Consider the following 15922-nt stretch of genomic DNA (forward strand, 5'->3'; position numbering starts at 1 on the left):
GCGTACGCGTCCGGCCCGGCCACCCACCCGAACGTGCCGCGCGTGCGATGGCTCCGTGGCACGCGGTCCGCGTCGACGACGGGCAGAGCGGGTGGCAGACGCGGGGCTCACCCGCCGCCCCTCGACGCTGACACCGCGTCGCGCGCTGTCAGCGCGTACAGCCGGGCACGCAGGGCCGCCAGCTGGATGCGCACCCGTTGCGGCGGTGTGGGCGGCAGGACACTGGACGTGCCGCGCGCGTAATAGCGCTCCACGTAGTACTGGCCCGCGCTCAGCACCGTGGTGACCGTGACGTACCAGAGGGTGGCCACCATCAGCAGCGGGATGACCTGGTACGTCTGGTTGTAGATCAACTGGGTCGAGTAGAGCAGGTCGTGCACCGCCAGTACGCTCACGATGCTGGTGCCCTTGAGCGTGCCGATCAGCATGTTCCCGGCGGTCGGCACGATGGAGCGCATCGCCTGGGGGATGACGATCCGGCGCAGCGTGCGGCGCCTGGTCAGCCCGAGCGCCTGCGCGGCCTCGGTCTGACCGGACTCCACGGAGAGGATGCCGCCGCGCACCACCTCGGCGGCGTAGGCGGCCTCGTGCAGCGTCAGCCCGATGACGGCGGTGAGGGCAGGGCCGAGCAGATTCACCGTCTGGACGGTGACGAGTTGCGGTCCGTACGGGATGCCGAGCCCGAGCGTCGGATACAGGGCGCCGATGTTGAACCAGAAGAGCAACTGCACCAGCAGAGGTGTGGACCGGAAGATCCACACATAGCCCCAACTCAGCGTACGGAGAACCGGGTTGGCCGACAGCCGCATCACGGCCAGTGCGGTGCCGAGCACGAAGCCGAGCACCATCACCACGGCGGTCGGCCACAGTGTCAGCAGCAGGCCGTCGAGCACGGCGGACGTGGTGAAGTACCGCAGGACGACGTCCCATTGGAAGGCGTCGTTGCGGACGACGGAACTCACCACCGCGAGGAAGACCAGCAGCGCCACCGCGGCGGCCAGCAGGCGGCCCATGTGCCTGCGCGGCACGATCGGCAGGAGGTCCGGACCGGCATCCGTGCCCGGATCCGGCCCGGACGGGCCAGGCGCCTCCCGGCTCTTCTCGCCGGAGGCGGAACCGGCATCGGTTGCCGCGGTGGGGTGCGTGACATCGAAAGGCATGACCATCAGGAGACTCTCCTGGAGAGGGAACGCGGGCGTGGATGTGTCCACCCGGTCGCGCACGCAGGGCGGCACCGCAGGCGCCGTTCTGGTTCGGAGCGGCCGGGGGGCCGTGTCGTCACGCTCGCCGCGTCCCTCAACGCGGCCGGACGGGCTTCCGCGCACGGCGGGGCCGATCCGCTTCGATCGTATGTGTCTGTGGTGCGGCTGTGTCAACCACGTGTGAAACCAGCGGCCGAGAGCGTCCGGCATCCGGTCCGCTCCTTGACGAGGAGCATGCCGTACTGCTCAATTGGTCGCATGAACGCCCAGCAGCGCTTGGTCTCGCGCGTCCACATCGACTTCGGTCGGGTGTGGTCCGCGGCGTGTTGCGGCTGACTCGGCAGCGGGCTGTCTGACCGGCCCTTCCCTCCCTCGGTGACCCCCGTCGCGGGCCGAGTTGCTCTTCGCTCCACCGTTCCGCACGGACGTCGGTCCGTGTCCGGACACGGTGCCGCGAGCCCGGACACACGCTGCCTTCACCCCCTGCCCTTCCCGACGCCGGCGTCGTCACGCCCGTAGTTGTCGGTGGCAGTCCCCCTGACACGTTTCACCAGCTTCTCTGACGATCCCTCATGCGTGCTGCCGTCACGCGCCGTTCGGCTCCGGCCGCGTCCCCGCGCGATCGCCACCCCTTCGAAAGGCCACATCCATGCCCGTGGAATTCCTCGGCATAGCCGCCACCAATGACGGCTCCGAAACCACCGCGCGCTCCGGCGCCGCCTTCGACAACGAGTACACACTCCGGCTGGCCCGCGCTCACGAGGACCACGGCTGGGACCGGGTGCTGTTCGCCTACGGCTCCGGGTCCCCGGACCCCGCCCCCGCAGCCGCGTACATCGCCGGCAGACTGGACCGCCTCCAGATCCTGCTCGCCCACCGGCCCAACGTCTCGTATCCCACCTTCGCCGCCAAGACCTTCGCCACTCTCGACCGGATCAGCGAGGGCAGGCTGGCGGTCCACTTCATCACCGGCGGCAACGACCACGAACAGGGCCGCGAGGGCGACACACTCACCAAGGACGAGCGTTACGCCCGCACCCGCGAGTACATCCGCATCGTCAAGAAGATCTGGACCACCCACGAACCCTTCGACCACGAGGGCGAGCACTACCGCTTCCACGACTTCGTCAGCGACGTCTTCCCCGTCCAGCAGCCGCGCCCGAACGTCTCGTTCGGCGGATCCTCACCCGCCGCTCACGCGGCCGGAGGCGCCGAGGCCGACATCTACTGCCTCTGGGGCGAGCCGCTGGAGAAGACCGCCGAGCAGATCGAGGCGGTGAAGGCGGCCGCGAAGGCAGCGGGCCGCGCCGAAGTACCGCGCATCCAGGTCGCGTTCCGCCCGATCATCGCCCCGACCGAGGAGCTGGCCTGGGAGAAGGCCCATCGCACCGTCACAGCGATCAGGCAGCGACGCGAGAGCGGCCTCGTACGCCACCACCGCAGCCAAGCCCCTGAGAACACCGGCTCTCAGCGGCTGATCGCCATCGCCGAGGCGGGTGAACGCTACGACCGTGCGCTGTGGACCCCCACCGCTGCGGCGACCGGCGGCGCGGGCAACTCCAACGCTCTCGTCGGCACCCCGGAAACCGTCGCCGCGGCACTCCTCGACTACTACGACCTCGGCGTCGACATCCTCTCCGCACGCGGCTACGACCTGCTCGGCGATGCCATCGACTTCGGCCGACACGTGATCCCCATCGTCCGCGAGGAGGTCGCCAAACGCGACGCCGAGCGTGCGGCACGCGGTCCGCAGACCCTCGCGGCGGTGGGTGAATGACCTCCGCCGCCCCCACGCCCCTCCCCGGGCTCACGACCATCCGCGTCCCGCTCTCCGACCCGCGCGTCGAACCCCTGCTGCGCGAACTCGGCGACGAGTACAGCGCCCGCTACGGCCGTGACGCCCACACCGAACTCGCCCGGTACCCCGATGAGGAGTTCACCCCTGCGCACGGCGGCGTCTTTCTCCTGCTCCTGGAACACGGGGAGCCCGTCGCGGGCGGTGCCTTCCGCCGCTACGACCGGACGACGGCCGAGCTGAAGCGGATGTGGACACACTCGGCCCACCGCCGGCGGGGCCTGGCCCGCAGAGTCGTCGCCGAGTTGGAGCGCGAGGCGGGCGAACGCGGCTACCGGCGCATCCATCTGACCACCGGGCCACGCCAGCCCGAGGCCCGCGGCCTCTACCTGGCCGCCGGCTACACACCACTGTTCGACACGCAGGCCGACCCGGAGACCATCGGCCCGCTCCCCTTCGAAAAGCACCTCGGCGCCTCCCGGACGCGCCTCGGCGCGGGCGAACAGTCCGTCACAGCAGTCCGCAACTCCCCCACCGCCGACGGGAAGTCCCTCACCGCCGAGCGGCACACCGGAAAGGCCCCCGAGCTGTGAACCTCCCCCGGACCACCCGCCCCCGACGCCTTGCCGCCCTGGCGCTGGTGCCGCTCCTCGGGCTGACCGCCTGCGACTCCGGCGACGGCGCGCCCTCCCCTGCGGGCGCCCAGGCCTCGGCCGCGCCGACCGACGACCCGGTCGCCCGCGTACGCGCCGTGGACTCCGTCGCCGCCCTCCTCCCCGCCGGCGTGCGCAAGGGCGGCACCATCAGGATCGGCAGCTCCATCGGCAGCCCGCCCGGGGCGTACTACCCGAACGGGCAGGACAAGCCGCCCGCCGGCCAGGACATCGACATCGCCGACGCGGTCGCCAGAGTCCTCGGCGTGAAGGCCAAGCGCCAGGACGCCTCCTTCGAAACGATCCTGCCCGCACTCGGCAGCGGCAAGTACGACGTCGGCACCGGCAATTTCGGCGTCACCGCCGAACGCCTGAGGACCATCGACTTCGTCACCTACATCAACGACGGCCAGGGCTTCGCCGTGCGGACCGGCAGCACCGTGCTGAAGAAGCGCGTCGACGACCTCACCCAGCTGTGCGGACTGACCATCGGCACCGGCGCGGGCACGACGTTCGAGAGGACCCTCACCGCGCAGAAGGGCGTATGCGCGAAGGCCGGGAAGAAGCCCTACGACGTCAAGGTCTTCTCCGACAACGGAGCCGTCGTCACCGCCCTCCAGCAGGGCCGGATCGATGTCGTCATGTCGACCATCAACGGCCTGCGCCACCAGGCCGCCCAGCCCGAGGCGCGGACAACCTTCCTCGGCGAGTACCACCGCCTCGACGTCGGCTTCGCCTTCAAGAAGGGCTCCCCGCTCACCCCCGCCTTCCAGGCCGCGGTCAACCAGTTGATCAAGGACGGCACCTACGCCCGGATCCTGCAGAAGTGGGGCACCAAAGCCTCCGCGATCGATACGTCACGGATCAACCCGCCCGAGCACCGCTGAGAGTTGAGCAGGAAACCACGATGGGACTTACCACCGACCCCGCGCCCCCCGGCGCGGCCGTCACCGGCACAGGCGCCGGCCACCAAGCCCCGCCCACCTCCCACGATCCGGCCGAGCTGAAGGTCGTCTCCGCCCGCCACTACGCCCGCTGGGCCGCGGCCGCCGCCGTGACCGTACTGGTCGCCCAGTTCGTGCACGGACTGATCACCAACCCGGTCTGGGAGTGGGGCGTCTTCAGCGACTACGTCCTGTCCGAGACCATCGTGCAGGCAGTGCTGATGACCCTCCAGCTGACCGCCTACGCCACGGTCCTCGGCTTCGTCCTCGGCACCGTGCTGGCCTTCATGCGGCTGTCCCGCAGCCCGGTACTGCAGACCGTGGCCTGGACCTACGTCTGGATCTTCCGGTCCATCCCGATGATCGTCCAGCTGGTGTTCTGGTTCAACCTGGGCGCCCTGTACAAGGAGCTGGGCGTCGGCATCCCCTTCGGCCCGGTCTTCTGGTCCGTGGACAGCAACAGCCTGATCGGCACGATCGGCGCCGCCCTGATCGGACTGTCGCTGCATCAGGCGGCGTACGCCGCCGAGATCGTCCGCGGAGGCGTCATCTCGGTCGACCACGGACAGCTGGAAGCCGCCGCCTCGCTCGGCATCCCCCGGCTGCGTCAGATCCGGCGGATCGTCCTGCCGCAGGCGATGCGCGCCATCCTGCCCACCGCGGGCAACGAGATCATCGGCCTGCTCAAGGGCACGTCGGTGGTGTACGTCATGGCCATCGGCGAGCTCTTCTACCAGGTGCAGGTCGTCTACGGCCGCAACGGACGGGTGATTCCCCTGCTGATGGTCGCCACGGCCTGGTACGTGGTCCTCACCTCGGTGCTCTCCGTCGCCCAGTACTACGTGGAGCGCCGCTACGCCCGCGGTGCCAACCGCACCCCGCCGCCCACCCCGTTGCAGCGCGCCCGGCGCTTCGTACGGAACCTGCGCGCCGCTGCCGCACAGCGCGACGGACGCGTGCCCGTCGGCCGGGCGGGTCTCGCTGTGCTCCGTACCACGAAGGAGAACCCATGAGCGACGTGATGGTCGACGTCCGCGGCGTCCACAAGAGCTTCGGGCCGCTGGAAGTGCTGCGCGGCGTCGACCTGCTGGTCCGCACCGGCGAGGTCACCGTGATCCTCGGTCCCTCCGGCTCGGGGAAGTCCACCCTGCTGCGCACCATCAACCACCTGGAGAAGGTCAGCCGCGGCTGGATCAGCATCGACGGAGAGCTCATCGGCTACCGCCGCTCGGGCGGCAAGCTGCACGAGCTCAAGGAGAAGGACGTACTGAAGCAGCGCACCCACATCGGGTTCGTCTTCCAGAACTTCCATCTGTTCCCCCACCTCACCGTGCTGGACAACATCGTCGAGGCCCCGGTCTCCGCACTGCGCCGTCCGCGCAAGGAGGCGGAGAAGGCGGCCCGCCGGCTGTTGGAGCGGGTCGGGCTGTCCGACAAGGCCGAGACCTACCCGCGGCAGTTGTCCGGAGGGCAGCAACAGCGCGTGGCCATCGCCCGTGCGCTCGCCCTCGAACCCAAGGTGCTGCTCTTCGACGAGCCCACATCGGCGCTCGACCCCGAACTGGTCGGCGAAGTCCTCGACGTCATCAAGGATCTGGCCCGCACCGGCACCACCATGATCGTCGTGACCCATGAGATCGGCTTCGCCCGCGAGGTCGCCGACACCGTGGTGTTCATGGACGCCGGAGTCGTCGTGGAGCAGGGGCCGCCCGCGGCCGTCCTGGACGACCCGCAGCACGCGCGCACCCGCGCCTTCCTCTCCAAGGTCCTCTGACCCACCGCCATCCCGTCCCGCCCTCCCTAAGGAGAACAACCGTGCCCAACTACCGTTCCGCCGCAGCCGTCGTCGGACTCGCCGCCGCACTCGTCCTCAGCGCCTGCGCCAACCCCACCGACGGCGGTACGACCGACGTCGCGAACCCCGGCGACGCCTCGGGCCGCACCACCACGAAGATCAACAACAGCCCGGACCAGAAACGCGTCACCACGGACAAGGTCGGGGCCATAGCCGCACAGGTGCCCGGGGAGATCCGCAAGAGAGGCACGCTGAGGATCGTCGGATCCGCCGACAGTTCGCCACCACTGGGCTTCTACGCGACCGACGACAAGACCCGCATCGGCGCTGAGCTCGACATCGCCCACCTGGTCTCGAACGTCCTCGGTCTCGAGCCCGACTACACCCCGGTCTCCTGGGAGAACATCTTCGTCGGCCTGGACAGCGCCAAGTACGACGTGGCCTTCAGCAACGTCACCGTCACCGAGGAGCGCAAGGAGAAGTACGACTTCGCCACATACCGCAAGGACGATCTCGCCTTCCAGGCGAAGAAGGGCAGCGGACTCAAGATCGCCGGCTACAAGGATGTCGCGGGCAGGACGGTCGCCGTGGACAGCGGCACCAACCAGGAGAAGATTCTGGTGGATTGGAGCAAGCAGGCCGAGCGTGCGGGCCTCGAACCGGTGGACGTCAAGTACTACAAGGCGCCGTCCGACACCTACCTCGCCCTCGAGTCCGGGCGCATCGAGCTGTTCCTCGGGCCCAACCCGACCGCCGCCTACCATGTCGCGTCGGCAGGCAAGACCGAGATCGCCGGCACCCACTCCGGCGCCGGCGCCACGCTCCAGGGCCTGATCGCGGCCACCGCCAAGAAGGACAGGGGCCTGGCCGAGCCACTGGCCGCCGCGCTCAACGAGGTCATCGGCAACGGCACATACGCCGCGGTGCTGAAGCGCTGGGGCCTGTCGAGCGAAGCCGTGACGAAGTCGGAGATCAACCCGCCCGGCCTGCCCAGGACCGGTCAGTAGAGGACGGTGGGTGCGGAGGCCAACCCGGGCCTCCGCACCCTGGGCCGGGTAGGACGGCCCGGACGACGTCGAGGGGCGTGAGCCGCCGCTCAGACCGTCCCGGGCCGGCTCCTGATGTCGACAGCGGCCTCGTCGAGGCCCGTACGGCTCAACGGCGTTGCCACTCCTCCGCGAGGAGTTGGTAGGAACGCACCCGATCGGCGTGGTCGTGGGTGATGGTGGTGATGATCAGTTCGTCGGCGCCGGTGGCTTCCTGCAGTTGTTCGAGTTGGTCGGCGACGCGCCCCGGGGATCCGACGAACTGGGTGTCGACACGGTCGGCGACGAGTGCCCGGTCGGTTTCGGTCCAGGCATGAGCGCGGGCCTGCTCCGGGGTCGGATAGGGAATGGCACCCTCGGCCGTGCGGATGCTGCGAACCCACGGCCCATAGCCGGTGGCCAGTTCGCGAGCGGTGTGCTCGTCCTCGGCGACGACAACGTCCGCGGAGACGCTGACAAAGGGCTTGTCCAGATGGTCCGATGGCTGGAACGCGGCACGATAGCCCTCGGCCGCCTCCAGCACCGTGGCCGGGCTGACGTGGTAATTGGCCGCGAAACGCAGGCCGTTGCGCCCTGCGACGTCGGCGCTCTGGCCGCCGCTGCTGCCGAGGATCCACACCTGCACCTCGGCGCCCTCGCCGGGGATCGCGTGCGCTTCGATCCCGTCCGCGGACCGGTACTCACCGCGCAGGAGAGCGAGTATGTCGTCGACCTGCTCACCGTAGTCCTGGGGGCGGGCGCCGGGCTGGTGCAGGAGTTGCTGCTGAAGCAGGAAACGGGGTGAACCGATCAGGTGCTCGAACGAGAAGCGTGGCGGGATCTTCAGCCCGTTGGGAGCGCGGCCGTCGAGGACCGGGATCGTGGTCGGACGAGGGCCCGCCGTCTGCCCGGAGGGACGTCCGCCCGAGCGGCCGAGGCCCAGGTCCAGCCGCCCGGGGTGCAGGGCGTCGATCAGTCCGAACTCCTCGACGGTGGAAAGGGCGGTGCGGTGACCGAGCTGTACGGCCCCGGAGCCGATCCTGATCGTGGAGGTCGCCGAGGCGGTCAGGGCCAGGACGACGGCGGGCGAGGTGCCGGCAACGCCCGGGTTGAGGTGGTGCTCGGCAAACCAGTAGCGGGTGTAGCCGAACCGCTCGGCCTGCCGGGCCAGGTCGATGGTGTTGCGCAGTGCTTCCGCGGCGGTGGAGCCGGACGGGATCGGGACGAGGTCGAGAACTGCGAGGGGGATGCCGGCCATGGTGGGGTGTTGCTCCTCAGCGATCGGTGGGCGTGAGTGGTGATACGGACACGGATTCCGGCCCAGGGCCGGGCTCGGGTCCGGCGATGACCGGGGCCCAGGGGAACGGCGGGTCGGGGATGTCACGTCGAAGAACGGGGGCGATGTCGGACTGGAAGAGTTCGAGTGACGCACGGTGCTGGGCAGGGGTGAGACCGCCCGCGTCGGCGTGCAGGTGGAGGACGCTGTGCCCGAACTGCTCGTGGTAGCGGTGCACCTTGTCGATCACCTGCTGAGGACTGCCGATCAGCGCCGAGCTCCGTTCGACGAAGTCCTCCAGGGTGGCGAACACCGGCTCGACGCCGAGCCGCTTCTGGAGGGCGAGATGGCCGTCGAACACCGGGCGGTACGCGGCGACGGCCTCCTGCGAGGTGCGGGCCGCGTGGTAGCCGGCCGTCCCCGCACCCACGACGGCCCGCACCGGGTCGTGACCGTAGTGCTCCCAGCGCTGTCGGTAGTGGCGGATCAGTTCGGCATAGGGCTCGATCGGGTGCGTGACGTTGGCCGAGAAGAGCGGATCTCCGTATCGGGCCGCGAGATCGACCGACTCCCTGCTCGTCGCACTGCCGTGCCAGACGCGGATGGGCCGCTGGAGCGGTCTCGGCCACACCTCGGCGTCGGTCAGCTCGGGGCGGAAGCGTGGGGAGGCGTTGACCTTGTCCTGCCGCCAGATGCGGCGGAACAGCTCATAGCCCTCGGCGTTGCGGTCCCACTGGTCCACGGGAGTGACATGGAACAGCTCGCGTTGGGCCGCGCCGTTGCCCTTCCCGATGATCAGGTCGAGTCGGCCCGCGCTCAGGTGGTCCAGGGTCGCGTAGTCCTCGTACGCGCGTACTGGGTCGAGCAGGCTGAGCGTGGTGACGGCGGTGAACAGACGGATGCGGGAGGTGAGGGCGGCGATATGGCTCAGCACGACCGGTGGTGAGGAGGAGATGAAGGGCCGCTCGTGGCGCTCGCCGACACCGAAGCCGTCGAATCCGAGTTCCTCGGCCAGGAGCGCGTTGTCGATCACTTCGCGGAAGCGCTCGTTCGTGGACTTCTGGATGCCGGTCACCGGATCGGGCGCGTGCACGATGAGAGTGATGGCCAGGAACTTCATGACGCGGCCCGCCGGCTCCGCGCCTCCGCACGGGCGTCGGGGTGTGCCAGGCCGAGGTGGTCCCGCAGCGTGGTGCCCGTGTAGTCGTGACGGAACACACCGCGCTCCTGGAGCAGCGGGACGACGGTGTCGGCGAACTCGTCCAGGCCACCCGGGGTGATGTGCGGGACCAGAATGAAGCCGTCGGCGGCATCCGCCTGGACGAAGGCGTTGATCGTCTCGGCGACGGTGGCCGGAGAGCCGACGAACGACTGACGGCCGGTGGTCTCGATGACCAGTTCACGGATCGACAGATTCTCCGCCGCCGCGCGCTCACGCCATTGCTCGGCGACGGCGAACGGGTCGCGGAACATCCGTACACTGGCCCGGCCGAGGGCGACGGTGTTCTCGCCGGGCTCCGGGTCGATGTCGGGAAGCGGGCCGTCCGGGTCGTACCCGGACAGGTCCCGGTTCCAGACATGTTCGAGGTACGTGATCGCGGTCCGGCCGCTGACCTGCTGACGTCGCACCTCGTGGGCCAGTTCCCGCGCCTGGGCATCCGTGTCGCCGAGTACGAAGGTCGCCGCGGGCAGGATCAGCAGTTGATCGTGGGTTCGGCCGTGACGGGCGAGACGTCCCTTGACGTCGGCGTAGAACTCACGGCCGGCGTCCAGGGTGCTGTGCCGGCTGAAGATGGCGTCGGCGCTGGAGGCGGCGAACTCGCGGCCCTCGTCGGAGTCGCCGGCCTGGAAGATCACCGGGCGGCCCTGAGGGCTGCGCGGGACGTTGAACTGGCCGGCGATGTCGAAGTGGCTTCCTCGGTGGACGAAAGCTCCGGCCGCCGCGTCCTTCAGGAAGGTGCCGGCTTCCTGGTCGGCGACGATGTCGCCGCCGTGCCAGGAGTCGAACAGTTCAGTGGCGGTGGCCAGGAACTCCTCGGCCCTGGAGTAGCGCTGGTCCTGCGGGAGGAAGCCTCCGCGCCGGAAGTTCTCGCCGGTGAAGGCGTCCCAGGAGGTGACGACGTTCCAGGCGACGCGTCCGCCCGAGAGGTGGTCCAGGGCGGCGAACTGACGGGCCACCTCGTAGGGCTCGTTGAAGGTCGAGTTGATGGTGCCGGTCAGGCCGAGACGTTCGGTGACGGCCGCGAGTGCGGCAAGGACGGTGAACGTGTCGGGGCGCCCGACCACATCCAAGTCGTGTATGTGGCCGCCCTGTTCTCGCAGTCGTAGCCCTTCGGCGAGGAAGAGGAAGTCGAACTTGGCTCGTTCGGCGGTCCGTGCGAAGTGCGCGAACGAGCTGAACTCGATGTGGCTGCCTGCCCGCGGGTCGCTCCACACCGTGGTGTTGTTCACGCCGGGGAAGTGAGCCGCGAGGTGGATCTGCTTCACAGGCTTGCCCGTGGACGCCTTGCTCGTGGCCGGTGTGCCCGTGATGGGATGGTTCATGGTGGTACGACTCCTCCGGCTTCAGGCAGTGGCGTAGCGGTTGGCGGGGCGGGCGAGTCCGAGCAGCCCGCGCAGGGTGTCCGCCTCGTAGGTGTGCCGGAAGACGCCTCGTCGTTGGAGTTCGGGCACAAGGCGCCGGGTGACCTGCTGGAGGTCGTGGCCGATCACCCCGGGCCGCAGCCGGAAACCGCTCAGGCCGGCCCGGCGCCGCTCCAGCAGCAGGTCCGCCAGTTGCCCGGGCGTTCCCGTGAAGATCTCGGCGTCGCTCGTGTACGGGTAGCCGGCCAGGTCGTCCAGACGGGCCCTGCGGCCCCGCGCCGCCGCGGCGTCGTCGTCCAGGAACACAACCAGGTCACCGAATATGTGCAGCGGCTCGCCGGACCGCCCGGCCGCGGCCTGGGCGGCGCGGATCTCGGCGACCTGGGCGCGGGCCTGGCCGGTGTCGTGCGGGGTGACGTAGCCGATGTCCGCCGAGCGGCCCACCAGTTGACAGGGCACGCTCTGGTGCGCGAGCGCGCTGACGACGGGCTGTCCCTGCGGCGGCCGAGGAGTGATCGAAGGGCCTCTGACACTGAAGTGCCTGCCCTCGAAGTCGATGTAGTGCAGCTTGTCGCGGTCGATGAAGCGCCCTGTGGCGACGTCGCGGATCTCCGCGTCGTCCTCCCAGCTGTCCCAGAGGCGGCGCACCACCTCGACGTAGTCGGCGGCCTCCTCGAAGAGATCGGCGATCACCTCGCGGCCCTCGGGAGTGCCCGTGTCGTCGAAACGGAGACGTGGGACGGTGCGGCGGCCGAAGTGCGCGGCCTCGTTCTGCCGTGCCGTCACCTGGACGCGCAGGCCCGCGCGACCGGCGCTGACGTAGTCCAGGGTGGCGATGGCCTTGGAGATGTGGAACGGCTCGGTGTGGGTGGCGACCACGGTGGGCACCAGCCCGATGTGACGCGTCAGCGGTGCGACCCGGGCGGCGACGAGTACGGCGTCCAGCCGGCCCCGCACCTGGTCGGTGCGTCCGTCCGGCTCGGTGAGGTGCGAGGACTGCAGCCCGAGCGAGTCCTCCAACGTCACGAAGTCGAGCAGGCCGCGTTCGGCCTCGGTCACGAGGGCGGCCCAGTAGCCGGCGGTGAACAGATCTCGGGGCCGGGCGTCCGGCTCACGCCATGCAGCCGGATGCCAGCCGGTGCCGTCCAGCGCTACGGCGAGGTGAAGAGGTGCGGACACGAGAACGGTGCCTTCCTGGTCGGCCTTATGTGATCACCAGCCCTCCCGGGGAGGGCTCAAGGGCGGGAACAGGTCAGCGACAACAGAGGGCGCCGGCCACTCGTTGCAGGTCGATGTGGGGCCGGGAGTACAGGCGGACACAACCGCGCGCGACGAGGACCCCGACGGCGGGGACGAGGACGCGGGAGACGGGGGACACCATCGTCACCTCCGCTCTTTCGGCCGTCTGGCCCGGTCGTTCCCGGGACTGCCATGCGGGCGTGGGAGCCCATGTCATCGCAGGCTAGGCGGAGCCGGACGGACGAAGGTGGAGAGCGTATTGCGGTTCCATGAAACCGCTCCGCTCCCCGTGGGAGGCCTGAGCGGGCCCGTCGGCGATGTGTACCGCCCAGTCCAGGATCTGCACGGCCGCGCCTGCGGCCTCCAGTCCTCGGCAGCGGGCATGGTGCCTGCGGGCGATGCCGTCCAGGTCGAGATGCCGGCCGAAGGCGGGGTGGGCCGCCAGGCGTCGTGCGTAGGCCCACAGGTGCGGATGGTCGGCGATGCGCTGCACGGCGTCGGCATCCAGGTGATGTCGGTGCACGGTGTCCAACTGCACCAGAGTCACCCACAGATGCACATCGCCGGCGGTCAGGTGGTCGCCGAGGATGAAGTCCTGGTGGGCGAGCCGCCACTCCAGTGACCCCAGGAAGCGCAGCAGGGAACCCAGGGCGGTCCGACGCACGGTGGCGTCGGCTTCGACCTGCCCGGCACGCTGGGCGGCTTCATTGACGCGGTCCTCACAGAGGCTTTCGAGGGCCTCGATCTCCGCCTCGGTGCCGTGCGGGTACAGCGCGGGCCGGCCGGGCTCGTCACCGCCGAAGCGCCGAGCCAGGTCGCGCAGGATGTCCGGGGTGTGCGTGCTGACGATCCGTCCCGTCCAGGTGTCGCTCAACACCGGTGCGACGGCCGGTCCGGGATGCGCGTGCGAACTGGCTTCGTACAAAGGGCGCAGAGCGGAGTGTCCGCCGTGGGGGCGGTCGGGAACGGCCGGCAACAGCACCACGGGGACGGTCTCTTCCAGGCCGAGGAGGCTGTGTGCGACAGCGATCCGCAGACAGTGGGCGCAGGACAGCGAGAGGTGGAGGCGGTAGCGGCGTTCCGCGGCGTAGTAGCCGCTGCCGGCATCACAGCCGATCCGGCCTCGGAACGACGGCGAGGAGGCGAGGGAAGACACAGCGGTGCGGGGTGCGGCAGACATGATTCTCCCAGGGGCCAGGTCCGGCGGCTGATTCTCAGAGATGCGACGGGCGCATACGGGGGTCATGGGCGCGCGACGCCGGCGCGTACCCGTACACGGCAGCTCTGCGGTGCCAGGTGGGCACCGCCGGTTCAGCGCAGAGCGCTCGCCGCGCTGCAGACGCGCAGGAGATCGATGTGGCGGCGGGAGGTCAGGAGGAAAGCCGTCCGGCCGACGCGCATCGCGCGGTTGGCGGGCGACTCCGGACGCTCCATCTTTTCCCACCCATTCACTAGGGAACTCTGCTACGGAGTGTCAGGCAGCCTGCGGGCCACGTCAAGAGCGCGTTCCCGGGTCTCAGCCGGTGTCTCACATGGTGGGCGAGCAAGAGGGCGCCGGCTTGCCGCGCGCGGCAGGCCCCGTCAATCGGAGCGATCGGAATCCGTCTGCCGTTCGACGTACCATCGGGCGTGACCGCCAACGCCCCCGCCGCGTCGCCCCCGAACGCCTCTGACTGGCCGTGCTGCGAGCACCTGTCCGATCCGTCAGCCGACGCCATGGGCTGCCACGGCCGCCGGGTCGACCCGTATGCAGAGTGTCTGGCCCACCTGTGCGACATCGACCGCGCCGCCTATCTGGCAGGTCTCCTGCCGGGTGCCGACCTCGATCACCGTGGCACTCGGTTGAGTGAGGAAGTGCTCACTGCACTTCTCGCGCGGCTGCACGACCCGGCGACAGACCGGTCCCGCGTCGGCAAAGTCTCCTTCGGCGGTGCGGAGTTCGCCGGTGACGCGCGGTTCGACGGGGTGGAGTTCGGTGACGAAGCCGGGTTCAGCGGGGCGAAGTTCACCGGCGATGCCGGATTCGCCGGGGCACGGTTCGACGGCACCGTATCGTTCAGCGGGGCGGAGTTCGCCGGTGACGCGGGGTTCCCCAGGGCACGGTTCGGGCGCGACGCGTGGTTCAGCGGGGCGAGGTTCGATGAGCAGGCCCGGTTCCGTTGGGTGGAGTTCGGCGGCGACGCGGAGTTCAACCAGGCGGAGTTCGGCCTCGACGCCAGGTTCAGCGGCGCGAGGTTCGGCGGCGACGCACGGTTCCTTGGAGCGACGTTCCACCGCGACGCACGGTTCGACAAGGCGATCTTCGAACGCGCTTCAGCGATGGGACCGTTCGTGTGCGAGGGAGAAACGGTCCTGTCCGAAGCCGTGTTCGACGTCGCCGTCACCATCGAGGCGGCGACCGGAGGTCTGCTCTGCCGTCGGACGCGGTGGGCCTCCACCGCGGCGCTGCGCCTGCGGTACGCAGGCGTGGATCTGAGCGATGCGGTCCTGGAGTACCCGGTGAGTATCGCCGCCCGTTCCCTGCCCTTCGCCGTGATCGGCGAGGAGGTGGCCGGACACGGCCTGACGGACCCCCGCGTGCGCGTCCACTCGTTGCACGGCGTGGACGCCGCGCATCTGGTGCTCACCGATGTCGACCTCACCGACTGCCGCTTCTCCGGGGCCGTCCACCTCGACCAGTTGCAGATGGAAGGACGGTGCGTCCTGGCCACCGCCCCTTCCGGGATACGACGGCGCGGTCCCTGGCCGGTGCGCTGGACGCCGCGCAGGACACTGGCCGAAGAACATCACTGGCGTGCCGCTCGCGACACCGCCGCGGACGGCTGGACACCCGCGGATGGGGAGAGCGCGCTGGAGCCTGGTGCACTCGCTGCGGTGTACCGGCAACTGCGCAAGGCATTCGAGGATGGCAAGAACGAGCCAGGCGCCGCCGATTTCTACTACGGCGAGATGGAGATGCGCCGCCACGACCTGGCCACTCCCCGTGCCGAGCGGGGCCTGCTTGCTCTGTACTGGGCGATGTCGGGGTACGGTCTGCGGGCCTCGCGCGCCCTCGGATGGCTCCTGCTGGCCATGATCGTCACCGTGTCCGTGATGATGCTGTGGGGCCTGCCGAAGGACGACCCGAAGCCCGAGAGCACCGGCACCGTCACGGGCCGAAGCATCACGTTGCGGACCGACACGCCGGATCCGAAGAATCCCGATGGACCGTACCCGGAGCGGCTGACGACCGAGCGGTTCGACAAGTCACTGCGCGTGGTCGTCAACTCCGTCGTGTTCCGCAGCAGCGGCCAGGACCTGACCACCATCGGTACGTACACCGAGATGGCCTCCCGGCTCTCGGAGCCGGTCCTGCTCGGTCTCGCCGTCCTCGCCGTCCGCGGCCGCGTCAAGCGATAGCGGCTCTTCGG

At 69.8% G+C, this 15922-nt stretch carries 14 protein-coding genes and 1 pseudogene; 7 read left to right on the plus strand and 8 right to left on the minus strand.

The window, feature by feature from the left end:
- Positions 1 to 107: 107 nt before the first annotated feature.
- Positions 108 to 1166: an amino acid ABC transporter permease gene (locus ACFWU3_RS06435; protein ID WP_384432021.1), complete on the minus strand. Its 1059-nt coding sequence runs from the start codon at positions 1164 to 1166 to the stop codon at positions 108 to 110.
- Positions 1167 to 1851: 685 nt separating this feature from the next.
- On the opposite strand from ACFWU3_RS06435, the gene ACFWU3_RS06440 reads away from it, so the two are divergent.
- The 6 genes and pseudogenes from ACFWU3_RS06440 (at position 1852) to ACFWU3_RS06465 (ending at position 7396) form a co-directional block, all read left to right on the plus strand.
- Positions 1852 to 2979, plus strand: a complete 1128-nt coding sequence (locus ACFWU3_RS06440) for an LLM class flavin-dependent oxidoreductase (protein ID WP_384432024.1) — start codon at positions 1852 to 1854, stop codon at positions 2977 to 2979.
- Positions 2976 to 3479 (plus strand): annotated as a pseudogene (locus tag ACFWU3_RS06445) (GNAT family N-acetyltransferase); the annotation flags it as partial. The gene ACFWU3_RS06440 and the pseudogene ACFWU3_RS06445, both read left to right, overlap by 4 nt.
- Positions 3480 to 3586: 107 nt before the next feature.
- Entirely contained in the window at positions 3587 to 4537 is a 951-nt protein-coding gene (locus ACFWU3_RS06450) for an ABC transporter substrate-binding protein (protein WP_384432027.1), read from the plus strand.
- Between the two features lie 20 nt (positions 4538 to 4557).
- The gene (locus ACFWU3_RS06455) at positions 4558 to 5607 is read left to right on the plus strand and encodes an amino acid ABC transporter permease (RefSeq protein WP_384432030.1); all 1050 of its coding nucleotides are present in this window, start codon (positions 4558 to 4560) and stop codon (positions 5605 to 5607) included.
- Complete coding sequence (locus ACFWU3_RS06460; protein WP_384432033.1) at positions 5604 to 6368, plus strand: amino acid ABC transporter ATP-binding protein; 765 nt, start codon at positions 5604 to 5606, stop codon at positions 6366 to 6368. Before ACFWU3_RS06455 ends, ACFWU3_RS06460 begins: the two co-directional genes overlap by 4 nt.
- Before the next feature lie 41 nt (positions 6369 to 6409).
- Positions 6410 to 7396, plus strand: coding sequence for an ABC transporter substrate-binding protein (locus tag ACFWU3_RS06465; protein ID WP_384432036.1), 987 nt, complete (start codon positions 6410 to 6412; stop codon positions 7394 to 7396).
- A 148-nt stretch (positions 7397 to 7544) separates the two neighbouring features.
- Here ACFWU3_RS06465 and ACFWU3_RS06470 read toward each other — a convergent pair whose 3' ends face one another.
- The 7 genes from ACFWU3_RS06470 to ACFWU3_RS06500 all read right to left on the minus strand — a co-directional run bounded on the left by ACFWU3_RS06470 (position 7545) and on the right by ACFWU3_RS06500 (position 13946).
- Complete coding sequence (locus ACFWU3_RS06470; RefSeq protein WP_384432039.1) at positions 7545 to 8672, minus strand: LLM class flavin-dependent oxidoreductase; 1128 nt, start codon at positions 8670 to 8672, stop codon at positions 7545 to 7547.
- Positions 8673 to 8688: 16 nt separating this feature from the next.
- Positions 8689 to 9810, minus strand: coding sequence for an LLM class flavin-dependent oxidoreductase (locus ACFWU3_RS06475; protein ID WP_384432042.1), 1122 nt, complete (start codon positions 9808 to 9810; stop codon positions 8689 to 8691).
- Complete coding sequence (locus tag ACFWU3_RS06480; RefSeq protein ID WP_384432044.1) at positions 9807 to 11234, minus strand: NtaA/DmoA family FMN-dependent monooxygenase; 1428 nt, start codon at positions 11232 to 11234, stop codon at positions 9807 to 9809. Before ACFWU3_RS06480 ends, ACFWU3_RS06475 begins: the two co-directional genes overlap by 4 nt.
- Before the next feature lie 21 nt (positions 11235 to 11255).
- Positions 11256 to 12452: an LLM class flavin-dependent oxidoreductase gene (locus ACFWU3_RS06485; protein WP_384432047.1), complete on the minus strand. Its 1197-nt coding sequence runs from the start codon at positions 12450 to 12452 to the stop codon at positions 11256 to 11258.
- A 73-nt stretch (positions 12453 to 12525) separates the two neighbouring features.
- Positions 12526 to 12729, minus strand: coding sequence for a putative leader peptide (locus ACFWU3_RS06490; RefSeq protein WP_384432050.1), 204 nt, complete (start codon positions 12727 to 12729; stop codon positions 12526 to 12528).
- 6 nt (positions 12730 to 12735) lie between these two features.
- Entirely contained in the window at positions 12736 to 13692 is a 957-nt protein-coding gene (locus ACFWU3_RS06495) for a glutathione S-transferase C-terminal domain-containing protein (protein ID WP_384432053.1), read from the minus strand.
- Between the two features lie 131 nt (positions 13693 to 13823).
- A complete protein-coding gene (locus tag ACFWU3_RS06500; RefSeq protein WP_384432056.1) occupies positions 13824 to 13946 on the minus strand; it encodes a hypothetical protein in 123 nt (40 codons plus the stop codon).
- A 195-nt stretch (positions 13947 to 14141) separates the two neighbouring features.
- Between ACFWU3_RS06500 and ACFWU3_RS06505 the strand changes: the two genes are divergently transcribed.
- Complete coding sequence (locus tag ACFWU3_RS06505; protein WP_384432059.1) at positions 14142 to 15911, plus strand: pentapeptide repeat-containing protein; 1770 nt, start codon at positions 14142 to 14144, stop codon at positions 15909 to 15911.
- Positions 15912 to 15922 lie beyond the last annotated feature (11 nt).

The organism is Streptomyces sp. NPDC058685, from assembly GCF_042714725.1.
GTDB lineage: Bacteria > Actinomycetota > Actinomycetes > Streptomycetales > Streptomycetaceae > Streptomyces.

Bases quoted from the DNA above. Each gene is read 5' to 3' on its own strand.
- ACFWU3_RS06440 (WP_384432024.1), top strand. From the start codon at position 1,852: ATGCCCGTGGAATTCCTCGGCATAGCCGCCACCAATGACGGCTCCGAA.
- ACFWU3_RS06500 (WP_384432056.1), bottom strand. From the start codon at position 13,946: ATGGAGCGTCCGGAGTCGCCCGCCAACCGCGCGATGCGCGTCGGCCGG.
- ACFWU3_RS06455 (WP_384432030.1), top strand. From the start codon at position 4,558: ATGGGACTTACCACCGACCCCGCGCCCCCCGGCGCGGCCGTCACCGGC.
- ACFWU3_RS06435 (WP_384432021.1), bottom strand. From the start codon at position 1,166: ATGGTCATGCCTTTCGATGTCACGCACCCCACCGCGGCAACCGATGCC.
- ACFWU3_RS06475 (WP_384432042.1), bottom strand. From the start codon at position 9,810: ATGAAGTTCCTGGCCATCACTCTCATCGTGCACGCGCCCGATCCGGTG.
- ACFWU3_RS06480 (WP_384432044.1), bottom strand. From the start codon at position 11,234: ATGAACCATCCCATCACGGGCACACCGGCCACGAGCAAGGCGTCCACG.
- ACFWU3_RS06460 (WP_384432033.1), top strand. From the start codon at position 5,604: ATGAGCGACGTGATGGTCGACGTCCGCGGCGTCCACAAGAGCTTCGGG.
- ACFWU3_RS06490 (WP_384432050.1), bottom strand. From the start codon at position 12,729: ATGACATGGGCTCCCACGCCCGCATGGCAGTCCCGGGAACGACCGGGC.
- ACFWU3_RS06470 (WP_384432039.1), bottom strand. From the start codon at position 8,672: ATGGCCGGCATCCCCCTCGCAGTTCTCGACCTCGTCCCGATCCCGTCC.
- ACFWU3_RS06495 (WP_384432053.1), bottom strand. From the start codon at position 13,692: ATGTCTGCCGCACCCCGCACCGCTGTGTCTTCCCTCGCCTCCTCGCCG.